Below are 21092 nucleotides of genomic sequence, written 5' to 3'. Positions count from 1 at the left end.
GGTCCGTCCGGTCGGTGCTCAGGGGTACAGCCCCCGGATGCGGTGCGCCTCGGCGGTGCGCTGCACGCCGATGACCAGCGCGGCGTCGCGCAGGGACAGCCCCTCGCGCTTGGCGAGCGCGGAGACGTCGCCGTACGCGGAGGTCATACGGTGCTCGAGGCGGTCGGCGATCTCTTCCTCCGACCACCAGTAGGTCTGGTTGGCCTGCACCCACTCGAAGTAGGAGACGACGACGCCGCCCGCGTTGGCGAGCACGTCCGGCACGACCGTGACGCCGTTCGCGGCGAGCACGCTGTCGCCGTCCGTGGTGGTCGGTCCGTTGGCGCCCTCGACCACCCAGCGCGCCCGCACGGTGCCGGCGGTGACGCCGTCGAGCACCCCCTCGACGGCGGCGGGCACGAGCACGTCGACGTCGAGGCCGAGCAGGTCGGCGTTGGACAGCGGGTCGGCGCCGTCGAAGCCGACGACGGAGCCGGTGGCCGCGACGTGCGCGAGGAGCCGGGGCATGTCGAGGCCCGCGTCGTTGCGGAGCCCGCCGTACTGGTCGCTCACCGCGACGACGGTCGCGCCGCGCGCGGCGAAGATCGCGGCGGCGTGCGAGCCCACCTTGCCGAAGCCCTGCACGGCGACGGTGACGTCGGTCAGCGGCACGCCGGCCTCGCCGAGCGCCGCGGCGGTGACGTGCACGATGCCGGCGCTGGTGGCGGTGCCGCGGCCGCGGGAGCCGCCCAGCGCCAGGGGCTTGCCGGTGACGACGGCGGGGATCGTGTACCCGCGGTTCACGGAGTAGGTGTCCATGACCCACGCCATCGTGTGCTCGTCGGTGCCCATGTCGGGCGCCATGATGTCGGTGTCCGGGCCGATCATCGGCATGATCTCGGACGTGTACCGGCGGGTGACGCGCTCCAGCTCGGCCGTCGAGTAGTCGCGCGGGTCGATGGCGACGCCGCCCTTGGCGCCGCCGTACGGCAGGTCGACGATGGCGCACTTCCAGGTCATCCACATCGCGAGGGCGCGGACCTCGTCGATGTCGACGCCGGGCGCGTAGCGCAGGCCGCCCTTGCCAGGGCCGCGGGTGATGTTGTGCTGCACGCGGAAGCCGTGGAAGAGGACGGTCTCGCCGTCGTCGCGCCGCAGCGGCACGGCCACGTGGATCTCGCGGCGGGGGGTGGCCAGCATCTGGCGCTGGCCCTCGTCGTAGCCGAGCACGGCCACGGCGCTGGCGAGCTGGCTGTGCGCCGTGTCGAGCGGGGAGCTCGCCCGCGGCGCGGCCGGGGTGTCGGGCAGGGGTGTCGAGGTCATCGACGTCGTCGTCGTCACGGGTCCTCCAGGACACGGTGCCGAGGTCCCCGGGTAGGGGCCCCGGCAGGGTTGGCGCGGCCCGGGATGGTGGGCCTCGGCGCCCACCGTAGCCGCTCCCGCGCACCCTTCAGCGGGCGAAACCCGCCGCCTTACGGAGCCGTGTCCGGGCGTTGACCCGACGATGCCGCCGGTTGAGCTTGTCGAGACCGGGGGACGGCGATTCGACAAGCTCGACCGGCGGCACCGGGGTGCGCCTCAGCGCACGAACCGCCAGGCGGTCGGCAGCAGGGCGGCCGCGAGCGCGGCCTTGAGCGCGTCGCCGGGCAGGAAGACGACGGCGCCGGAGAGCAGCGCGGCGCCCACGGGCATCCCGGTGCTCACCGCGAGCCACGGGACGCCCACGGCGTAGACGGCGAGGGTGCCGAGCGCGTAGGCGCCGACGGTGGACAGCACGCGGCGGTCTGCGCCGCGGCGGGCGAGCGCCCCGACGACCACGCCCGCCAGGAGGAAGCCGACGAGGTAGCCGCCGGACGCGCCGGCGACGGACTCCCAGCCCGCCGTCGCGCCGGCGAACACGGGCAGGCCCGCGACGCCGGCGGCGAGGTAGACCGCCTGGGCGGCGGCCCCGCGCCAGGGGCCGAGGGCGGCGGCGCCCAGCAGGACGGCGAACGTCTGGCCGGTGAGCGGCACCGGCAGGCCGGGCACCGGGACGACGACCTGCGCGGCCAGCGCGGTGAGGGCGGCCACCGCGACGACGAGGACGGCGTCGCGGGCGAGCGCCCCGGGCAGCAGGTCGGCGAGGACGCGGCGCGGGCGGGCGGGGGAGAGGGGGAGGGCGGCTGCGGTCATGACGACGACGCTAGGGGCGGACGGCGGCCGCGGTCATGACCGAGGTGGACCAACGCTCGGGGGCGTCTGTTTGTGCAGGTCGTACACACGCGGCGGGGCAGCGGGCGTGCTGGGGCGGCTCCTTTGTGGGAATCGTGCAGCGGGGCCCGCCGACGCGCCCGGTATGTCACAGGATTGGAACCTCCGTGCGGTAGCCTCCGGCGACATGGCTGACAAGGACGTCACACCCCCCGCCCTCGACCGAGACCTCGACCACGGCTCCGACGTGGAACGCCCCCGCTGGAAGCTGGTCGGCCCCGGCCTGGTCGTCGCGGCCACGGGCATCGGCGCGGGGGACCTGGTCGCCACGCTCGTCGCGGGCAGCAAGTTCGGCTACACCCTGCTCTGGGCGGCCGTCCTCGGCGTGATCATCAAGATCGTCCTGGTGGAGGGCGCGGGCCGCTGGTCGCTCGCCACGAACCGCACGATCTTCGACGGCTGGAAGTCGCTGGGCGCGTGGGCGAGCGTCTACTTCGGCGTCTACATCGTGGTGTGGGGCTTCAGCTACGGCGCCGCGGCGATGTCGAGCTCGGCGCTGCCGCTCGTCGCGCTGTTCCCGCAGGTCGACCTGATCTGGTTCGCGATCGGCATGGGCCTGATCGGCGCGGCCATCGTCTGGCTCGGGAAGTACAAGATGTTCGAGGTCGTGATCGCCGTGCTCGTGGGCGTCATGTTCGTGACGATCGTCGGCTCCGCGGTGCTCACGGTGCCGAACCTCGGCCAGATCCTCGGCGGCCTGGTGCCGCGCATCCCGGAGGGATCGATCCTCTACACGCTCAGCCTCGCCGGCGGCGTCGGCGGCACCATCACGCTGGCGGCCTACGGGTACTGGCTGAAGGAGAAGGGCTGGTACGCGCCGCGCTGGATGAAGGTCATGCGCATCGACAACGCGATGGCGTACGTGATCTCCGGCGTCTTCGTCATCTCCATGCTCATCGTGGGCGCCGAGCTGCTGTACTCCTCCGGCATCACGGTCGCCGACGGCGAGGGCGGCCTGGTCGACCTGTCCGACGTGCTCGCCGAGCGGTACGGGGCGTTCATGGCGCCGCTGTTCCTCGTCGGCTTCTGGGCGTCGTCGTTCTCGTCCGTGCTGGGCGTGTGGAACGGCGTCTCGCTGATGTTCGCGGACTTCGTCGCCACGGTCCGCGGGCTGGCGGAGGACGACCCGCGGCGCAAGGCCGGCGGCAGCTACTACAGGGCGTACATCCTGTGGCTCACGTTCCCGCCGATGCTGCTGCTCCTGCTCGACAAGCCCATCGCGCTCGTCGTCGCCTACGGCGCGCTCGGCTCGCTGTTCATGCCGTTCCTGGCGGTCACGCTGCTCATCCTCATGAACTCGTCGCGGGTGCCGGAGCGGTGGCGCAACCGGCCGCTGACGAACGTGATCCTCGGGCTGGTGACGCTGATGTTCGTGGTGCTCGGCGTGCAGCAGCTGGTCGAGGCGCTCGCGCCCGTGCTCGGCGGGTGACCCTCAGCCCGCGGCGCGGGCGCGGCGCCGGAACGACGACGGCGTCTCGCCCGTGAGCCGGGCGAACGTGCGGGTGAACGACGGCTGGTCGTAGAAGCCCGCCGCGGCGGCGACCTCCGCGAGCGGCGTGGTCGTGGACGTCAGCAGGTGCGCGGCGCGGTCCACCCGCGTGCGCAGCACGAGCTGGCGCGGCGAGAGCCCGAAGACCTTGCGCACCCGGCGGTCCAGGACGGCGGGCGTGCTGCCCGACAGTCGCGCCAGGTCGGCCACGGACAGCGGGTCGCCGGGGGAGGCGTCGAGGTGCCGCTCGACGGCGGCCACCAGGCGGGCCATCGCGTCCATCGTCGCGTCGTCGGCGTCGCCCGAGCGCAGGTCCTGCGACACGGAGACGAGGCCGACCACGCGGCCCGCGGCGTCGCGCACGGGGAGCTTCGCGGTGAGGAACCAGCCGGGCGTCCCGCCCACCCGGCGGATGAGCTCCAGCTCGTTGCGCAGCGGGCGGCCCGTGCGCACCACCTCGGCATCCTGCGCCTCGTAGCGCTCGGCCAGCTCGGGCACGAACAGGTCGACGGCGCGGCGGCCCAGCACCTGGCGGCGGGAGCGCTCGTTGGTGCGGCGCACGAACACCTGGTTCACGGCGAGGTAGCGGCCGTCGGCGTCCTTGGCGCAGAACATCACGTCCGACAGCTCGTCCATGAGGTCCACCATCACGGGCGACAGGGCGGCCATGAGAGCCGCCGTGCCGGGGACGTCCGCCGCGGCCTCGGCGCCGACCGGCGAGGGGTCGCCGACGGGCTCTCCCTGGGCGTCGCCCGCGGTGCCGGTGGTGTTGTCGGAATCTGCTCCCATCGCGCGCCCGATCGTACAAGACGGGCCCCGGCCCCAGGGCGCACCCTGGGGGCATGAGTACCTCCGTTCCGGCGCGCGGCGGCGCCACCCCTTCCGCCGTGCAGAGCGCCCCCACCGACGCGGGCGCCGAAGCCCTGGTCGAGGACGCGGTCGCCCTCGCCCACCACTGGATCGCCGTCGCCTCCGGCTCCTCCGGCGCTACCGGGTCGACCACCCGCGCCGACCGGAAGACGCGCGCCACCGCCGAGCGGCTCGGCTCGCTCGTCTCCGACCCGGCCGGGCTCGAGCTCGCCGTCGGGTTCGTCGACGACGTCGCGCGCCCGCAGGACGTCGGCGTCGCCGCCACCGCGCTCGCCCGCCTCGGGCGGGACGCCGGCTCGGCCACCTTCCTCGGCCCCGTCGACCGCACCCTGTTCAAGGTCGGCGCCGTCGTCGCCCCCGTGCTGCCGTCCGTCGTCGTCCCCGCCGCGCGCGTGCGCCTGCGCCAGCTCGTCGGCCACCTCGTCGCGGACGCCGGCAAGGGCCTCACCGCGCACCTCGCCCGCACCCGCGCCGAGGGCTACACGCTCAACGTCAACCTGCTCGGCGAGGCGGTGCTCGGCGACGACGAGGCCGCCGCCCGCCTGCAGCGCACCATCGACCTGGTGCGCCGGCCCGACGTCGACTACGTCTCCGTCAAGGTGTCCTCCGTCGCGGCGCAGCTCGTCACCTGGGACCTGGACGGCTCGCGCGAGCGCGTCGTCGAGCACCTGCTGCCCCTGTACCGGGCCGCGCGCGACCACGGCGTCTTCCTCAACCTCGACATGGAGGAGTACAAGGACCTCGCGCTGACCACCGCGGTCTTCACGCAGGTGCTCGACCGCGAGGAGTTCAAGGACCTCGAGGCCGGCATCGTGCTGCAGGCCTACCTGCCCGACGCGATGGGCGCGCTCGACGAGCTCACCGAGTTCGCGCAGAAGCGCGTGGCCGACGGCGGCGCGCGCATCAAGGTGCGCCTCGTCAAGGGCGCCAACCTGGCGATGGAGCACGTCGAGGCCGAGCTGCACGACTGGGCGCAGGCGCCGTACCCCACCAAGCCGGACGTGGACGCCAACTACGTGCGCATCCTCGACCACCACCTGCGCGCCGACCGCACCGCGGCCGTGCGCCTCGGCGTCGCGTCGCACAACCTCTTCCACGTCGCGCTCGCCGTGCTGCTCGCCCGCGGCCGCGGCGTCACCGAGGGCCTCGACATCGAGATGCTGCAGGGCATGGCCCCCATCGAGGCGCGCCTCGTGCGCGACGAGGTGGCCAAGGAAGGCGGCCACGTCGTGCTGTACACGCCGGTGGTGCGCGACGAGGACTTCGACGTCGCGATCTCCTACCTGGTGCGCCGCCTCGAGGAGAACGCCGCCGAGCAGAACTTCCTGCACGCCGCGTTCGCGCCCGCGGCCGGGACGGGTGGCGTCGAGGCCACCCCGATGGAGCGCCAGGAGCTGGCGTTCCGGGCGTCGGTGCGGGACGGCGTGCACTACCGGCCGGTCGACGTCGCGCCGCGCCGCCGCGACCGGTTCGCCGGCGGGGCCACCGCGCCCACCGCCGCCGGTTGCCCGACGGCGGAGCCGTTCCGCAACGCCGTCGACACCGACCCCGCCGTGGCCGCGCACCGCGCGTGGGCCCGCAGCGTCGTCGGGCCGGACTCCGGGTTCGTCCCGGTACAGGCTCCCGAGGTCGCCTCGACCGAGGCGATCGACGACGCCGTCGCCCGCGCCGTCGCCGCCCAGGGCGCCTGGGGCGCCGTCGCGCCCGCCGACCGCGCGCGCGTGCTGCGCGCCGCCGCGCGCGAGCTCGAGGCCCGCCGCACGGACCTCGTCGCCGCCATGGTGCACGAGCCCGGCAAGACCGTCGCCGAGGCCGACCCCGAGGTCAGCGAGGCGATCGACTTCGCCAACTACTACGCCGCGATGGCCGAGGCCCTGGAGCAGGTGGACGGCGCCACGTTCACGCCCGACGGCGTCACGCTGGTCACCCCGCCGTGGAACTTCCCGGTCGCCATCCCCACGGGCGGCGCCCTCGCGGCGCTCGCGGCCGGGTCGACCGTGCTCGCCAAGCCGGCGCCGACCACGCCGCGCTGCTACGAGCTCGCGATCGAGGCCGTGCACGCCGCGCTCGACGAGGTGGCGCCGGAGATCGGGCTCGACCCCCGGGTCGCGCGGGACGTCGTGCAGTTCCTGCGGGTGCCCGACGGCGACCTCGGCCAGCACCTCGTGACGCACCCCGACGTCGCCCGCGTGATCCTCACCGGCTCCATCGAGACGGCCGAGCTGTTCGCCTCCTGGCGGCCGGAGCGGCCGGTGCTCGCGGAGACGTCGGGCAAGAACGCGCTGGTCGTGACGCCGTCGGCGGACCTCGACCTCGCCGTGTCCGACCTGGTCAAGAGCGCCTTCGGCCACGCCGGGCAGAAGTGCTCGGCCGCGTCGCTGGTCATCCTGGTCGGCTCCGTGGGCGACCCGTCCACCGAGACCGGCAAGAGGTTCCGCCGCCAGCTCGTCGACGCCGTGCAGTCGCTCGCGGTGGGCTCGCCCACCGAGCTGTCCACCGTCATGGGGCCGCTGACCGAGCCCGCGCAGGGCAAGCTGCTGCGCGCGCTCACGACCCTCGAGCCGGGGGAGTCGTGGCTCGTGCGCCCGCGTCGCCTGGACGACGCGGCCGCCGCGGCCGGCATCGAGGCGGACCGGCTCTGGTCGCCGGGCCTGCGCGACGGCGTCGCGCCGGGGTCGTTCTTCCACCTCACCGAGGTGTTCGGCCCCGTGCTCGGCATCATGACCGCCAAGGACCTGGACGAGGCGATCCGCCTCCAGAACCAGGTCGACTTCGGCCTCACGGCGGGCATCCACTCCCTCGACGACGACGAGATCGCCACCTGGCTCGACCGCGTCGAGGCCGGCAACGTGTACGTCAACCGGCACATCACCGGCGCCATCGTGCAGCGGCAGTCGTTCGGCGGCTGGAAGGCCTCGGCCGTGGGCCCGGGCGCCAAGGCCGGCGGCCCCAACTACGTCGCCGAGCTCGGCGCGTGGGCGGACGCCGACCTCCCGTCGCGCACGAACGACCCCGAGGGCTGGCTCGCCGCGGCGCAGGCGTCGGACGACGCCGCCTGGGCCACGGAGATCGGCGTCGGGCACGACAAGTCGGGCCTGACGGTGGAGGAGAACACCTTCCGCTACCGGCCGATCGACCGCCTCACCGTGCGCGTCGGCGACGGCGCCCTGCCGATCGAGGTGCGGCGCGTGCTCGCCGCGGCGAAGCGCGCCGGCGTGCCGGCCGTCGTCGTCCCCGACACGGACTCCGGCTGGGGCGTGCCGCACGAGGCGCCGACGTCCCACGCGGACTTCGCCGCCGCCGTCGCGGCGGGCCGCGTCACCGGGCGCGTCCGCGTGGTCGGCCGCGCGCCGGGCCTGCGCGAGGCCGCCGCGACGCGCCTCGGCACCGTGACCGTGCTCGACGCGCCCGTGGTCGCCAGCGGCCGGCGCGAGCTGCTCGCCGTCGTGCGCGAGCAGGCCGTCAGCCGCACGCGCCACCGGTACGGGCACGTGCACGCCTGACGCCAGGGCCGGAGCAGGCCCCGCCGCGGGACGGACTCGCTGTCCCGCGGCGGGGCCTGGCCTGTATCCTTGCGCCCGATCCGACCCACCACGTGCCCGCGTGCTTCGAGCGGCACCGGAGCAGAGGACCCTCATGCACCAGACCCCGACGCGCGCCGCCCTGGTGGCCGGCGTTCTCGTCGCGGCCGTCGGCGTCCTGGGGGCCTGCTCGCCCGGGGCCGACCAGCCCGCCGCGCCCCTGCCGGCCAGCCCGAGCCCGTCGCCGTCGCCCACCCCGGACGCGCAGGAGCGCGAGAGCGTGGAGGCCGCCGAGCAGACGCTGCAGGACTTCTACGAGCTGGGCGCGAAGGTCGGCAACGACGGCTTCGTGAACTGGCAGGTCATGCAGGGCTTCTGGACCGACGACGAGCAGTGGCAGGCGCAGCAGGCGACCTACGAGCAGCGCGTCGCCGACGGCTGGACGACCGAGGGCGCCGCCACCTTCACGGACGTGCAGGCGAGCGACTTCGACCCCGGCGGCGATGAGCCGGGGGACGAGCGGGTGACCCTCGAGGTGTGCAACGACACCTCCGGCGTCACGACCCTCGACAAGGACGGCGCGAAGGTCCCCCGGGCCGAGGGCGTGCCGGAGCGGTTCACGGTCGTGTACACGATGAGCGCGCGCGGGGAGGACCGATGGGGCATCGACAGCCGCGAGGCGGACACGGAGGAGTCGTGCTGAGGCAGGTGACGCGGGTCCTGGCCGTGCTGATGCTGTTCACCGGCGTGGCCGTCGCGCCGTCGGTAGCGGCCCCCGTCTCCGCTGTCGCCGACCCCTGCACCGGTGGTGGCGGCGCCGACAATGACGGCAACGTCGGAGGCGAGGTGACCTGCCCGGGCGAGGACGGCGACGACGGCGACGACGGTTCGGACAGCAGCGGCGTCAGCAACGGCAGCGGCGGCGAGTGGGTGTGCCGCTACAGCGGCAAGGTGATCCCCTGCGTGACCAGCCTTGGCGTCTACAACGGCTCGTGCTACATCAAGCTGGCGAACCCGCAGCCGCCCAAGGACGCGGGTATCTGGAACGGCAAGGACGAGGGCTACATCGTCCAGTGCACGCCCCCCCGGGATGAGTGCATCGAGGGCATGGACGACGCCACGGAATTCATGTACCTCTGCGCGGGCGGCCAGCAGTACTCACCGGATCTGCCGCCCACGGACATGGGTCCCACCCCGGAGGAGCTGGCGGAGCGCGCGTACGCGCGGATGCAGCTGACGATGGGCGAGATCGGCTCGACGCCGCCGACGACGGAGGTGGACGGGAACGCGATCGGGATCGTGGGGATGCCGATCTGGCTGTGGGTGTCGAACCCGGCGGCGAACACGACCGGCCCCATCCGAGAGTCCGAGACGGACGGCGGCCTCACCGTCACGGTTGACGGGACGCTCGACCGGATCGTGTGGACGCTGACCGACGACGACACCGGGGAGGTCTACGCCACGACCACCTGCGCGGGCTCCCGCGCGCCCTACACGGAGTGGTCCGAGGCCGCCAGCGGCGGCGACGCCCGCCCGTCCCCGACGTGCGGGTTCGACGGGGCCGAGAACCGGCGCTCCGGCAACATCACGGTGACGGGAACGGCGTACTGGACGGCGGAGTGGGAGGGCGGCGGCCTGGACGGCACGATCGACGTGCCCGCCCAGACGCGCGAGTCGACCCTCGCGATCGGCGAGGCGCAGGTCCTGGTCCAGTAGTGCGCTGACCCGTCGGCCTCGTCGCGATGCCGTCGGCACGACGCCGTGGCACGATCGCGGCCATGACGGTGGCGTTCGTGCTCGGCGGCGGCGGGGTGCGCGGCGCCGTCCAGGTGGGCATGCTGCAGGCGCTGTTCGAGGCGGGCGTCGCCCCCGACCTCGTGGTCGGCACGTCGATCGGCGCGATCAACGGCGCCGCCGTGGCGGCCGACCCGAGCGTCGCCGTCGTCGACCGCCTCGGTGCCGCATGGGCGTCCCCCACGGCGAACGAGGTCTACGGCGAGGCCTGGTACCGGCAGCTCGGCCGCCTCGCCAAGTCCCGCACGCACCTGTACGACCCGGCCGCGCTGCGCCGGCTCATCGCCGGCACCCTGGGCGAGAAGACGACCTTCGAGGACCTCGCCGTGCCGCTCGTCGTCGCCGCCGCGAGCATCGAGCGGGCGTCGGAGCACTGGTTCGACTCCGGGCCGCTGGTCGAGGCGGTCCTCGCGTCGGCGTCGGTGCCGGGCGCGCTGCCGCCCACCGAGATCGGCGGCGAGCACTACGTCGACGGCGGCATGGTGAACTCCATCCCGCTCGGCGAGGCCGTGCGCCGCGGCGCGACCACCGTCTACGTGCTGCAGGTGGGGCGGGTCGAGGAGCCGCTCACGGTGCCGTCCAAACCCTCCGACGTCGCGCGCGTGAGCTTCGAGATCGCCCGGCGGCACCGGTACTTCCGGGAGCTGGAGGAGGCCCGCCGGGTCGCGACCGTGCACGTGCTGCCCACCGGCGGCGCGCTGCCGGGGGACGAGAAGCTCGGCGCGTTCCGGCGCATGGACTCCACCGCGGCGCGCATCGCCCAGTCGTTCGCCGCCGCGCGCGACTACCTCGCGGCCGCGCCGCCGCCGGGAGGGCCGGACACGACCTCGCCGGACACGCCGGTGCAGCCGTGATCGCGCCCCCGCCCCGGTGGGTCCGCCGGGTCGTGCTGGCGCCGCTCGTGGTGCTGCTGGCCGTGCTGCTGGTGCCGACGTCGATCATGCTGGCCCTGGTGGTCGGCGCCGCGCTGACCTGGTTGCTGCCCGGGCGCCTGCGGGTGCTGCGGCTGCTGTGGATGCTGTCGTTCTACGTGCTGTGGGACGCCGCCGCGCTGGTGGTGCTGTTCGCGCTGTGGGTGGCGTCCGGCTTCGGGCTGGCGATGCACCGGCCCTGGGTGCAGCGGGCGCACGTCGCCGTGGCGCGGGCCGCGCTGGCCGTCCTCTTCTGGCAGGTGCGGTGGACGCTGCGGCTGACCATCGTCGTCGAGGTCGAGGAGGGAGCGAGGCTGCCCGACGTCCCCGTCCTCGTGCTCAGCCGGCACGCCGGGCCGGGGGACTCGTTCATCCTCGTCGACGTCCTCCTCGGTCGCGCCCGCCGCGCGCCCGCCATCGTCCTCAAGGACACGCTGCAGTGGGACCCGGCGATCGACGTCCTCCTGGGCCGGCTGCCCGCGGCCTTCGTCACGCCGCTGGCGCGCCGCAGACCGGGGCAGCCCGGCGCCGCGGAGACCATCACGCGCATCTCGGCCGACCTGGGCCCCGACGACGCGCTCGTCCTGTTCCCCGAGGGCGGGAACGTGACGCCCCGGCGCCGCGCGCAGCGGATCGAGGCGCTCCGGGCCCGCGGCAAGGACGCCCTCGCCGACCGGGCCGAGCGCATGCCGCACGTCATGGTGCCGCACGCGGGCGGGTTCCTGTCCGCGCTCGACGCCGTCGCCCCGGACGCCGCCGTGCTGGTCGTCGCGCACACCGGCCTCGACCGCCTCGTCACGGTCAGGGACATCTGGCGCGAGCTGCCGATGGACAAGACCATCGTGCTGGGCGGCACCCTGACGCGCGTCGACGACCTCCCCGCCGACGTCGAAGGGCGGGAGCTGTGGCTGTTCGAGCAGTGGGAGCGCGTGGACGCCTGGATCACCGAGCGCTCCGCGGGCCTCGAGGCCCCGGCGCGTCCCGCCGCCCCGTACGAGTGACGGCGGCGGGCGACCGGGCGTAGCGTCGAGCTGCGCTGAACACCCCGTTCACCGAGGCGGCCGAGGGGTGTAAGGTCTCCCGGCCGCCGAGACCCGGTGGTACAGACCACTCCAGTAAGGAGCCTCAACGATGCAGCTCATGCGGAGGCGCTCGATCGAAGCGACGATCGCGGCGTCCGACGAGCCCCAGCGCCAGCTCAAGCGCACCCTCGGTGCCTGGGACCTCATGGTCCTCGGCATCTCCGTCGTGATCGGCGCCGGGATCTTCTCGAAGGCCGCGCAGGTGTCGGCCACGCAGACCGGCCCGTCGGTCGTGATCTCGTTCGTCATCGCCGGCGTCGTGTGCGCCCTGGCCGCGCTGTGCTACGCGGAGTTCGCGTCCTACATGCCCGTGGCGGGGTCGGCGTATACGTTCTCGTACGCCTCGATGGGCGAGCTGCTCGCCTGGATCATCGGCTGGGACCTCATCCTGGAGATGTTCTTCGCCGCCTCCGTCGTCGCCAAGGCCTGGGGCCTGTACTTCGACAACTTCCTCAACGTGTTCGGCCTCGGCGGGGTCGACGCGGACGGCGTCGCGTCCGGGATCCACAACACGATCCACCTCGGCGGCGTGTCCTTCGACTGGGGCACCGCCATCCTCATCGTCGTGCTCGCCACGCTGCTCGCCGTCGGCACGAAGCTCTCGACGCGCGTCACCGGCGTGCTCACGGCCATCAAGGTCGCCATCGTGCTGCTCATCATCGTGGTGGGCTTCGCGTTCTTCAGCGCGTCGAACCTCAGCCCGTTCGTGCCCAGCCCCGAGTCGTTCGGCGAGTCCACGACGCACAGCACCACGATGACGCAGACCCTCTTCTCCTGGATGGCCGGCGCCGAGCTGTCCGTGGGCGGCGTGATGGGCATCCTCGCCGGTGCCGGCACCGTGTTCTTCGCGTTCATCGGGTTCGACGTCGTCGCCACCGCGGCGGAGGAGACCAAGAACCCTCGCCGCAACGTCCCGCGCGGCATCCTCGGCGGCCTCGCGATCTGCACGGGCCTCTACATCGCCGTCTCGATCGCGCTCTCCGGCATGGCCACCCCGCAGCAGCTGCGCGACGCCACGCCCGACGGCGGGGCGTCCGCGACGATCATCACCGCGTTCCAGCTGCAGCCGAACGCACCGGCGTGGGCCACGCAGGTCATCACGGTCGGCATCCTCGTGGGCCTCACCACCGTGGTGATGGTGCTCATGCTCGGCCTCACCCGGATCGTGTTCGCGATGAGCCGTGACGGCCTGCTGCCCCGCGGCATGTCGAAGACGTCGGAGAAGCGCGGCACCCCGGTGATGATCCAGGTCGGCACCGCGGCGCTCCTGGTGATCGTCACCTGCTTCTTCTCGGTCGACGTGCTCGGCAACATGGTGAACATCGGCACCCTGTCGGCGTTCGTCCTGGTGAGCTTCGGCATCCCGATCCTGCGCCGGCGCCAGCTCAAGGCCGGCGGCGGCGAGGCCCACGCCGACCACTTCCGCGTGCCGTGGTCGCCGGTGCTGCCGATCGTCTCGGGCGTGCTGTGCCTGTGGCTCATGCTGCAGCTGGACGTCGAGACGTGGCTGCGGTTCCTCGTGTGGCTCGCGCTCGGCTTCGCGATCTACTTCCTGTACGGCTACCGCAACTCGCAGCTGGGCAAGAACCCGTCGCAGCTCGCGGCCGACTACCGCGAGGCCATGCAGACGGCCATCGGCGTGGACGACGACACCCCGCGGCGCGGCTGACCGATCGCGCCCGGTACACCACGGCGGCCCGTCAGAGCGATCTGGCGGGCCGCCGTCGTGCGTGCGCGGCGGGACGCGCGGTCAGCCGGCGAGCGACTCCAGCACCTTCGCGACCCGGCGGTCGCGCGTCTCGTCGGTCCTGGCGCCGTCCACGCTCAGGGCGTGCGCCTTCTGCCTGCTCGGCGAGAGCGTCGCCCAGGCGGCGGTGGCCGCCGGGTCGGCGGCGAGCGCGGCCGCCAGCGCGGGCGGCACCTCGACGGTGCGGGGCGCGTCGTCGACCTCGAGCCGCACCTCGACCTCGTCGCCGGCGCCGCGGCCGGTGGCCGCGCGGGTCGCGGCGTTGAACGAGACGAGGGACCGGCCGCCCATCGACGAGACGGTGCTGCGGTATGTGAAGCCGCCGTCGACGGTCACGACCACGGGGACGCGCCGGCCGCGGTCGAACGCCGCGACGACGTCGTCGGGCACGGGCAGGCCGACGTTGTTGCCGCCCGTCGCGAGCAGGGTCGTGGTGAAGGTCTGGACCGTGGGTGCCTCGCTCATGGAGCGACCGTAGCGAGGGCTACGCCGACTCGCCCTCGACGAGCCGCGGCACGAAGATCTGGGGCTCGGCGGGCACGTCGGCCCCGCCGAGGACGTCGAGCAGGGTCGCCGTCGCGGCCGTGACCATCTCGACCACGGGCTGCAGCACGGTCGTCAGGCGCGGCGTCGTCCGCTCCGCACCGAGGGCGTCGAAGCCCACGATGGCGACGTCGTCGGGCACGCTCCTGCCGGTCTCGCGCAGCACCTGGAGCGCGCCCGTGGCCATGAGGTCCGACGCGGCGAACACGCCGTCGACGTCGGGGTGCCGCGCCAGGATCCGCTCCATCGCGGCCGCGCCGCCCGCCACCGTGAAGTCGCCGTTCTCGACGGCGACGGCCGGCAGGCCGGCGTCCTCGAGCGTGTGCAGCCAGGCCTCGTGACGGTCGACGGCCGCGGTCATGTCGAGCGGGCCGGTGATCGTGGCGACGCGCGTGCAGCCGCGGTCCACGAGGCGCTGGGTGGCGGTGCGCCCGCCCGAGGCGTTGTCGACGTCGACGAAGTGCAGGGACTCGGTGTCGAACGGTCGCCCCACGAAGACCGACGGGAGATGCGACCGCATGAGCTCGGACTCGAGCTGGTCCTCCTTGTGGTGCGAGGCGACGATGACGCCGTCCACGTGCCCCGACCGCAGGTACCGCGCGATGTGGCCCGGGGGCTCGCCCGCGCGGGCGAGCAGCAGCACGAGCTGCAGCTCGGTACCGGTCAGGCCCTCGCTGACGCCGCGCAGCACGCCCGCGAGGAACGGGTCGGTGAGGATGCGGGCGTCGGGCTCGGGCACCACGAGGGCGATCGAGTCGGTGCGCCGGGTGACCAGCGAGCGGGCCGCCCGGTTCGGGGCGTACCCGAGCCGGGCGACGGCGTCGTCGACGGCGGTCTGCGCCTCGGGCGACACCCGGTCACCGCCGTTGATGGCGCGCGAGGCCGTGGACCGCGAGACCCCCGCGGCCCGGGCGACGTCGTCCAGCGTCGGGCTGGCATGCTCGATGACCACGTCGGGAGACTACTCTGCGTCCGCGCCGCCGCGGGCCGGCACGACGCCCGTGCGGGCGACGTCGGCGTACCAGCGGCCGGAGGACTTGACGGTCCGCTCCTGCGTCTCGTAGTCCACGTGCACCAGGCCGAAGCGCTTGGAGTAGCCGAGGGCCCACTCGAAGTTGTCCAGCAGCGACCAGGCGAAGTAGCCGCGCACGTCGGCGCCGGCGTCGATCGCGTCGCGGACGGCGCGCAGGTGCACGTCGACGAAGGCGAGGCGGTCCGGGTCGTCGATGCTCCCGTCGGCCTGCACGACGTCGGGGTACGCGGCGCCGTTCTCGGTGACGTACATCGAGGTGCCGCGGGGCCCTGTGTAGTCGCGCTGCAGCCGCGTCAGCAGGCGGGTGAGACCCTCCGGCTGCACCTCCCAGCCCATGTCCGTGAGGGGCAGGCCGCGGCTGTGGTGGTAGATGCCGTCGGGCACCGGGTTGGGGGAGCGGGTCTCCCACACCGCGGCGTCGACGCGCTCGCCGCCGGGGTCGGCCGTGCCCGCCGGGGTCTCGCCGGCGGCGCCCTGCGGCCGGGCCGAGACCGCGCCTCCGTTGTAGTAGTTGACCCCGAGCACGTCGATCGGCGTGGAGATCACCTCGAGGTCGCCCTCGCGCACGATGCCGGCGAACCCGAGGTGCGCGACGTCGTCGAGCAGGTCCTGCGGGTAGGCGCCGCGCAGGATCGGGTCGAGGAAGAAGCGGTTGAACATGCCGTCGTCGCGGCGCGCGACGTCGACGTCGGCCGGGTCCGTCGGGTCGACCGGGTCGGACACGGTGAAGTTGAGCGTGAGGCCGAGCACGGCCTCCGGGTCCCGCTCGCGCAGGGCCTCGACGGCGCCGCCGTGGGCGAGCATGAGGTGGTGGGCCGCGGCGAGGCCGTCCGCCGGGGACTTGCGCCCGGGGGCGTGCGCGCCGGCGGTGTAGCCGAGGAAGGCGGAGCACCACGGTTCGTTGAGCGTCGTCCAGACCTTCACCCGGTCGCCGAGCGCCTCGTGCATCGTCACGGCGTAGTCGACGAACCGGGCCGCGGTGTCCCGGTTCGGCCAGCCGCCCAGCTCCTCCAGCGCCTGGGGCAGGTCCCAGTGGTACAGCGTCAGCCAGGGCAGCACGTCGGCGGCGAGCAGCTCGTCGACCAGGCGGGAGTAGAAGTCCAGCCCCTCCTGGTTGACGGTCTTCCCGTCGGGGACCACCCGGGCCCACGACGTCGAGAACCGGTACGCGTCGAGGTTCAGGCGCTTCATGAGCGCCACGTCCTCGCGGTAGCGGTGGTAGTGGTCGTCGGCCACCGATCCGTCGTCGCCGTTCACGACGGCGCCGGGGATGCGACAGAACGCGTCCCAGACGGAGTCCTCGCGGCCGCCCTCCGTGGACGCGCCCTCGATCTGGAAGGCGGCCGTGGCCGTGCCCCAGACGAAGCCGTCGGGGAACGTGACGGCCCCGGTGGCGTGCGGGGAGCTCGTGAGGGGGGCGCTGGGCGTGAACGGCACGGTCGTGCCGGGGGCCGCCCGGCGCGCGCCGGGGGTGGGGAGGGTCATGAATTCGGATCTTTCCATCGGTGGTGGGCCCACGCAGCCGCGCGACGGCGCGGCTGCGTGGGCGTGACGTCAGCCCGGACGAGCGGTGGGTCAGCCCTTGACGGCGCCGGCCATGATGCCCGCGACGAGCTGCTTGCCGACGAAGGCGAAGATCACCAGCAGGGGCAGCGTCACGAGGAAGATGCCCGCCATCACGAGCGAGTAGTCCACGAAGAAGTTGGCCTGCAGCGACTGCACCACGAGAGGAAGCGTCGGGTTCTCGCTGTTCAGCACGATGGACGGCCAGAAGAAGTTGGTCCACTGCTGCACGAACGTGAACAGTCCCAGCATCGCGGCGGCGGGTCGCGCGGCCGGCAGGGCCACGGACCAGAACGTGCGGATCATCGACGCGCCGTCCACGCGGGCCGCTTCGATGAGCTCGTACGGCAGCGCCTCGGACAGGTACTGCGTCATCCAGAAGACGCCGAACGCGGTGACGAGGGCAGGGACGATGACCGCCTGCAGCTTGCCGATCCAGCCCAGGTCGGTCATGAGGATGTACATCGGGATGACGCCGAGCTGGGTCGGCACGGCCATCGTGGCGATGACGAAGACCAGCAGGGGGCCACGACCGCGGAAGCGCAGCTTGGCGAACGAGTAGCCGGCGAGCGTGGAGAACAGCACCACCGACAGCGAGGTGAGCACCGAGACGATCACCGAGTTGGTGAGGGCCTTCCAGAAGTTGATCCGGGTGGACTCGATCACGGTGGCGAACTGCTGGAACAGGCTCGAGTCGGGCAGCCACTGCGGCACGGCGTTCTTCGCGATCGTGACCGGGTCGGACGACCCGAGCAGCAGCGTGAAGTACAGCGGGAAGATCGAGATCAGCAGCGCGACCCCGAGCAGCGTGTAGGTGAGCCAGCCGGGGCGGCGCTGCGCGGTGCGCGTGGCGCGCGAGCCGCGGTTCCGGCGCTTGGCGGCCGCGCGGGCCGCGCCCGGACCGGCGGTCTGGGCGGTGACGGCGACGGAGCTCATCGGCGGTCCTCCCGGTCGGTGGTCGAGGTGGTCGGGGGGAAGGTGGGCGGGAGCGTCGCCCTGGGGGCCGCGGGCCCGCTCGCGGCGGCGGCCGCGCCGGACGCCTGCGCGACCCGGGCTTCCGCCCGGACGCGACGGGTGGTCCGGCGGCTCCCCTTGGCGCCCTTCGGGCCGGAGGTGGCGATCCGCTGCGTGATGAGGAAGTTGATCATGCCGATGACGATGATCAGCAGGAAGAGCAGCAGCGCGACCGCCGACGCGCGGCCGAGGTTCTTCTGGTTGCCCCACGCGACGTCGTACAGGTAGACGACCGTGGTCATCCAGTCCTGGTCGGGTCCGCCGAGGCCCTTCGGGTCGTACATGCGGACCTCGTCGAAGATCTGCAGGCCACCGATGGTCGACGTGATGACGACGAAGATGATCGTGGCGCGGATCTGCGGCACGGTGATGGAGAAGAACTGCCGCGCGCGGCCGGCGCCGTCGATGACGGCAGCCTCGTAGAGCTCGCGGGGCACGGCCTGCATGGCGGCGAGGAAGATCAGCGCGTTGTAGCCGGTCCAGCGGAAGTTCACCATGCTGGCGATCGCGACATGGCTGGCGACGCGGTCGGTGTGCCAGCCGATCGGGTCGACGCCGACGAACCCGAGCAGCTCGTTGATGAGGCCGTAGTCGTCGGCGAACAGTCGGCCGAAGATCATGGAGACCGCGACCGGTGCGACGACGTAGGGGATCAGCACGCCCATGCGCCAGAAGGTGGCGGCGCGCAGGTTCTGGTCGAGCAGCGCCGCGATCGTGATCGCGAGGATCACCTGCGGGATGCTCGAGAAGACGAAGATCGAGAACGTGTTGACCAGGGACTTCCAGAACAGGGGCTGCGCCAGGACGGCGGCGTAGTTCTCGAGCCCCGTGAACTCGCCCTGGCCGCCGAGCAGGTTCCACTCGTGCAGCGACACGAACAGCGTGTAGCCGAGCGGGAACAGGCCGGTGAGCGCGAACAGCAGGAAGAACGGCGAGATGTACAGGTACGGGGAGACCTTCACGTCCCAGCGGCCGAGGCGCTGGGAGAAACCGACGCGTCGGGGAGGACGTGGCCCGGTCGCACCGCGTCGGTGCGTGGGCTGGGTGGGGGAGAGGACGGCCATCTGCTGCTTCCTGTGCTCGCCGGTCCGCCGCCCGCCGGCCGGGCGCGCCGAGATCCTGTCTCGGCGGGCCCGGCCGACGGTACGGCGGGGGTCAGGGACTGGTCAGGGGGTCAGAGCCCGAGCGAGGCGTACTCGTCGAGGGCGCCCTGCCAGCTCTTCTCCGGGTCGTCACCGTTGAGGTCCACGCGGTTCAGCGCGTTCTGCACGGCCGTGTGGATCGCGAAGTAGTTCTTGCCCTTGAACGGGGCACCCTCGATCGCCTGGGCGCGGGCCGAGAAGATCGGGCCGACCGGGGCGTCGTTGAAGAAGTCGTTCGTCGAGTCCTGCACGGCGTCGGACGCCTGGGCGTCCAGCTGCGACGGGAACGTGTTGGCGTTCTCGTACGCCTTGGTCTGGATCTCCGGCGAGGTCAGCCACGCTGCGAGCTCCTTGGCCGCCGCAGCGTTGTCGCCCGAGGCGGGCACGGTGAGGAACGAGCCGCCCCAGTTGCCACCGCCGCCGGGGAAGACGTCCGCGACGTCCCAGCCCTCGACGCCGCCGGCGTTCTGCTCGATGGACGCGGTCATCCACGGCGGGCAGAGCATGGTGGCCCACGCGTTGTTCTGGAAGCCGGCGGTCCAGTCCTCGCCCCACTGCTCGAGGCCGGCGGACAGCTCGTCGTCCACGGACGCGGTCAGGACCTGGTCGTACAGGTCCCTGATCTCCTGGTTGGTCTTGAGGTCCTTGGGCTCGCCGGTCGCCGGGTCCTCGTAGGCGCCCTCGAGCTGGTTCACCATGCCCTGGTAGGTCGGCACCGCGCCGTCGAACCAGGCGGAGTCCGACTTGGCGACGAACTTCTTGCCGAGGTCGAAGTAGTCCTGCCACGTCGCGTCGTCGCCACCGAGGGCCTCGGCGACCTTCTCGCGGTCGGTCGGCAGGCCGGCCTTCTCGAAGAGGTCGGCGCGGTAGCAGATGGCCTCCGGGCCGATGTCGGTGCCGTAGCCGATGAGCTTGCCGTCCGGCGTCGTGGCCTGCTGGACCTTCCAGTCCACCCACCGGCCGTCGAGGGCCGGGTCGCCCAGGTCCTCGAACAGGTCGGGGTACTGCATGAGCTCGGGCAGCCAGTCGACCTCGATGCCCTCGATGTCGGCCAGGCCCTCGCCGCCGGCGGCCAGCTTGGTCGTGAGGTTGTTGCGCGCGTCCTCGGACGTCGCGGCGGTGACCTGCTTGACGGTGACGTTCGGGTGGTCCTCGGTGTACGAGGCGAGGAGCTCGTCGGTGTAGCCGAACTGGTTGAACGTGGCGACGGTCAGGGTGATCTTCTCGTCGCCGGAGGCGGTGTCGTCACCGCCGTCGTCCGAGCTGCCGCAGGCGGTCAGGGCGAGGGCGAGGGTCGCGACGCCGGCGGTCGCCGCGACGACGCGGCGGGTTCGGCGGGTGGGTCGGGTGCTGTTGAGCACGGTGACTCCCTTGTCTGGGTCGGGCATACGAGATGGAGGATGGTAGCGCTCCCACCTCCATGGTGGTAGCGCTCCCACAGCCAGGTCATGATGCTGGCCGTCGGTGGTGACGAAAGTCAAGCCCGTCGAGGGCGTCGATGCCGTTCTGTGACGGAAGCAGTCGCGTCTTTGCAGGTCGGAGGCCTGAGCGGCGAGCGCGTGTCCGGATCGTTACCGGTCTTCACCCCGTGCGGCCTGCGCCGCGAGCCACTCCTGGCCGGCCGCGCCCTCGGCCTCGAGGGTCGAGCGGACGGCCCGGGCGGCGGCCTCGGCCACCGCGGCGCCGAACAGGGGCACCGTCGCGCGGACCTCGCCGTCGTACACCTGGCGAGTGCCGCCGTCCGCCGTCGACTCGAGGCGCACCGTGCCGGTCACCCGCACGGGTGCCCCGGCGATCTCGACGGCGATGGTCCCGGTGCGCAGCCCCCCGGACGGCGCCTCCCACACCTCCGCCTGGCGCACCTCCAGGTGGTCGCCGACGAACGGTCGCACCTGCGCGGGGATGAGGTCCGTGGGCAGGGTGCGTCGCACCGCGATGGTGAAGCCTTCGGCCGGGCTGCCGGTCACGTCCGTCTGCTCGACGCGGCCGCCCGGCCCGCGCAGGGCCCGCCAGCGGATGAACGCCTCGTCGGCGAGCATCGCGACGACGGCGTCCGCGTCCGCCGCGTAGGTCAGCTCCACGGTCAGGTGCACGAGGTCACCCTACCGAGACGGGAGCGGAGCGGGAGCGCCCGTAGGCTGGTGGGCGTGTCCG

Annotated in this window: 17 protein-coding genes; 7 read left to right on the top strand and 10 right to left on the bottom strand. The window is 73.2% G+C overall.

What is annotated here, in order from left to right; genetic code table 11:
* Positions 1-18 precede the first annotated feature (18 nt).
* The gene (locus ACFQ8T_RS12045) at positions 19-1302 is read right to left on the bottom strand and encodes a Glu/Leu/Phe/Val dehydrogenase (RefSeq protein ID WP_430546768.1); all 1284 of its coding nucleotides are present in this window, start codon (positions 1300-1302) and stop codon (positions 19-21) included.
* A 255-nt stretch (positions 1303-1557) separates the two neighbouring features.
* Positions 1558-2151, bottom strand: a complete 594-nt coding sequence (locus ACFQ8T_RS12040; RefSeq protein ID WP_430546767.1) for a biotin transporter BioY — start codon at positions 2149-2151, stop codon at positions 1558-1560.
* 205 nt (positions 2152-2356) lie between these two features.
* On the opposite strand from ACFQ8T_RS12040, the gene ACFQ8T_RS12035 reads away from it, so the two are divergent.
* A complete protein-coding gene (locus ACFQ8T_RS12035; protein ID WP_430546766.1) occupies positions 2357-3658 on the top strand; it encodes an Nramp family divalent metal transporter in 1302 nt (433 codons plus the stop codon).
* Between the two features lie 3 nt (positions 3659-3661).
* Here the strand turns inward: ACFQ8T_RS12035 and ACFQ8T_RS12030 are convergent, their stop codons facing one another.
* Positions 3662-4507, bottom strand: a complete 846-nt coding sequence (locus tag ACFQ8T_RS12030; RefSeq protein WP_430546765.1) for a helix-turn-helix domain-containing protein — start codon at positions 4505-4507, stop codon at positions 3662-3664.
* A gap of 53 nt (positions 4508-4560) precedes the next feature.
* On the opposite strand from ACFQ8T_RS12030, the gene ACFQ8T_RS12025 reads away from it, so the two are divergent.
* From ACFQ8T_RS12025 to ACFQ8T_RS12000, 6 genes are all read left to right on the top strand, one after another.
* A complete protein-coding gene (locus ACFQ8T_RS12025; protein ID WP_430546764.1) occupies positions 4561-8091 on the top strand; it encodes a proline dehydrogenase family protein in 3531 nt (1176 codons plus the stop codon).
* A 133-nt stretch (positions 8092-8224) separates the two neighbouring features.
* The gene (locus tag ACFQ8T_RS12020; protein ID WP_430546763.1) at positions 8225-8812 is read left to right on the top strand and encodes a hypothetical protein; all 588 of its coding nucleotides are present in this window, start codon (positions 8225-8227) and stop codon (positions 8810-8812) included.
* A complete protein-coding gene (locus ACFQ8T_RS12015; protein WP_430546762.1) occupies positions 8806-9825 on the top strand; it encodes a hypothetical protein in 1020 nt (339 codons plus the stop codon). Before ACFQ8T_RS12020 ends, ACFQ8T_RS12015 begins: the two co-directional genes overlap by 7 nt.
* 62 nt (positions 9826-9887) lie before the next feature.
* Entirely contained in the window at positions 9888-10757 is an 870-nt protein-coding gene (locus tag ACFQ8T_RS12010) for a patatin-like phospholipase family protein (RefSeq protein ID WP_430546761.1), read from the top strand.
* On the top strand, positions 10754-11815 hold the full coding sequence (locus ACFQ8T_RS12005) for a 1-acyl-sn-glycerol-3-phosphate acyltransferase (protein ID WP_430546760.1): 1062 nt from the start codon (positions 10754-10756) through the stop codon (positions 11813-11815). The genes ACFQ8T_RS12010 and ACFQ8T_RS12005 overlap by 4 nt, the downstream gene beginning before the upstream one ends.
* A gap of 130 nt (positions 11816-11945) precedes the next feature.
* Positions 11946-13565: an APC family permease gene (locus ACFQ8T_RS12000; RefSeq protein ID WP_430546759.1), complete on the top strand. Its 1620-nt coding sequence runs from the start codon at positions 11946-11948 to the stop codon at positions 13563-13565.
* Positions 13566-13646: 81 nt separating this feature from the next.
* On the opposite strand, the gene ACFQ8T_RS11995 is transcribed toward ACFQ8T_RS12000, so the two are convergent.
* The 7 genes from ACFQ8T_RS11995 to ACFQ8T_RS11965 form a co-directional block, all read right to left on the bottom strand.
* Complete coding sequence (locus ACFQ8T_RS11995) at positions 13647-14108, bottom strand: DUF1905 domain-containing protein (protein ID WP_430546758.1); 462 nt, start codon at positions 14106-14108, stop codon at positions 13647-13649.
* 19 nt (positions 14109-14127) lie between these two features.
* Positions 14128-15138 (bottom strand): LacI family DNA-binding transcriptional regulator, encoded by a 1011-nt coding sequence (locus tag ACFQ8T_RS11990; protein ID WP_430546757.1) that lies wholly within the window; start codon positions 15136-15138, stop codon positions 14128-14130.
* A 9-nt stretch (positions 15139-15147) separates the two neighbouring features.
* Positions 15148-16704 carry a glycoside hydrolase family 1 protein gene (locus ACFQ8T_RS11985; protein ID WP_430546756.1) on the bottom strand — a complete coding sequence of 519 codons (1557 nt, stop codon included), beginning with the start codon at positions 16702-16704 and terminating at the stop codon, positions 15148-15150.
* Between the two features lie 90 nt (positions 16705-16794).
* On the bottom strand, positions 16795-17718 hold the full coding sequence (locus ACFQ8T_RS11980) for a carbohydrate ABC transporter permease (protein WP_430546755.1): 924 nt from the start codon (positions 17716-17718) through the stop codon (positions 16795-16797).
* Positions 17715-18860, bottom strand: coding sequence for a carbohydrate ABC transporter permease (locus ACFQ8T_RS11975; RefSeq protein ID WP_430546754.1), 1146 nt, complete (start codon positions 18858-18860; stop codon positions 17715-17717). Before ACFQ8T_RS11975 ends, ACFQ8T_RS11980 begins: the two co-directional genes overlap by 4 nt.
* A gap of 110 nt (positions 18861-18970) precedes the next feature.
* Positions 18971-20326, bottom strand: a complete 1356-nt coding sequence (locus ACFQ8T_RS11970; RefSeq protein WP_430546753.1) for an ABC transporter substrate-binding protein — start codon at positions 20324-20326, stop codon at positions 18971-18973.
* A gap of 183 nt (positions 20327-20509) precedes the next feature.
* Entirely contained in the window at positions 20510-21031 is a 522-nt protein-coding gene (locus tag ACFQ8T_RS11965) for a DUF2505 domain-containing protein (protein ID WP_430546752.1), read from the bottom strand.
* Positions 21032-21092 lie beyond the last annotated feature (61 nt).

The organism is Isoptericola sp. NPDC056618 (genome assembly GCF_042792715.1).
Classification (GTDB): Bacteria; Actinomycetota; Actinomycetes; order Actinomycetales; family Cellulomonadaceae; genus Isoptericola; species Isoptericola nanjingensis.
The sequence above is the reverse complement of the archived record's forward strand: the minus strand, read 5'-3'. Positions and strand labels throughout refer to the sequence as shown.

What these genes read in the sequence shown, in the direction of transcription:
- ACFQ8T_RS12020 (WP_430546763.1), top strand. Translation starts at nt 8,225, where the DNA reads ATGCACCAGACCCCGACGCGCGCCGCCCTGGTGGCCGGCGTTCTCGTC.
- ACFQ8T_RS11970 (WP_430546753.1), bottom strand. Translation starts at nt 20,326, where the DNA reads ATGCCCGACCCAGACAAGGGAGTCACCGTGCTCAACAGCACCCGACCC.
- ACFQ8T_RS12010 (WP_430546761.1), top strand. Translation starts at nt 9,888, where the DNA reads ATGACGGTGGCGTTCGTGCTCGGCGGCGGCGGGGTGCGCGGCGCCGTC.
- ACFQ8T_RS11985 (WP_430546756.1), bottom strand. Translation starts at nt 16,704, where the DNA reads ATGACCCTCCCCACCCCCGGCGCGCGCCGGGCGGCCCCCGGCACGACC.
- ACFQ8T_RS12040 (WP_430546767.1), bottom strand. Translation starts at nt 2,151, where the DNA reads ATGACCGCAGCCGCCCTCCCCCTCTCCCCCGCCCGCCCGCGCCGCGTC.
- ACFQ8T_RS11980 (WP_430546755.1), bottom strand. Translation starts at nt 17,718, where the DNA reads ATGAGCTCCGTCGCCGTCACCGCCCAGACCGCCGGTCCGGGCGCGGCC.
- ACFQ8T_RS12000 (WP_430546759.1), top strand. Translation starts at nt 11,946, where the DNA reads ATGCAGCTCATGCGGAGGCGCTCGATCGAAGCGACGATCGCGGCGTCC.
- ACFQ8T_RS12045 (WP_430546768.1), bottom strand. Translation starts at nt 1,302, where the DNA reads ATGACCTCGACACCCCTGCCCGACACCCCGGCCGCGCCGCGGGCGAGC.
- ACFQ8T_RS11975 (WP_430546754.1), bottom strand. Translation starts at nt 18,860, where the DNA reads ATGGCCGTCCTCTCCCCCACCCAGCCCACGCACCGACGCGGTGCGACC.
- ACFQ8T_RS12035 (WP_430546766.1), top strand. Translation starts at nt 2,357, where the DNA reads ATGGCTGACAAGGACGTCACACCCCCCGCCCTCGACCGAGACCTCGAC.
- ACFQ8T_RS11995 (WP_430546758.1), bottom strand. Translation starts at nt 14,108, where the DNA reads ATGAGCGAGGCACCCACGGTCCAGACCTTCACCACGACCCTGCTCGCG.
- ACFQ8T_RS12030 (WP_430546765.1), bottom strand. Translation starts at nt 4,507, where the DNA reads ATGGGAGCAGATTCCGACAACACCACCGGCACCGCGGGCGACGCCCAG.
- ACFQ8T_RS12025 (WP_430546764.1), top strand. Translation starts at nt 4,561, where the DNA reads ATGAGTACCTCCGTTCCGGCGCGCGGCGGCGCCACCCCTTCCGCCGTG.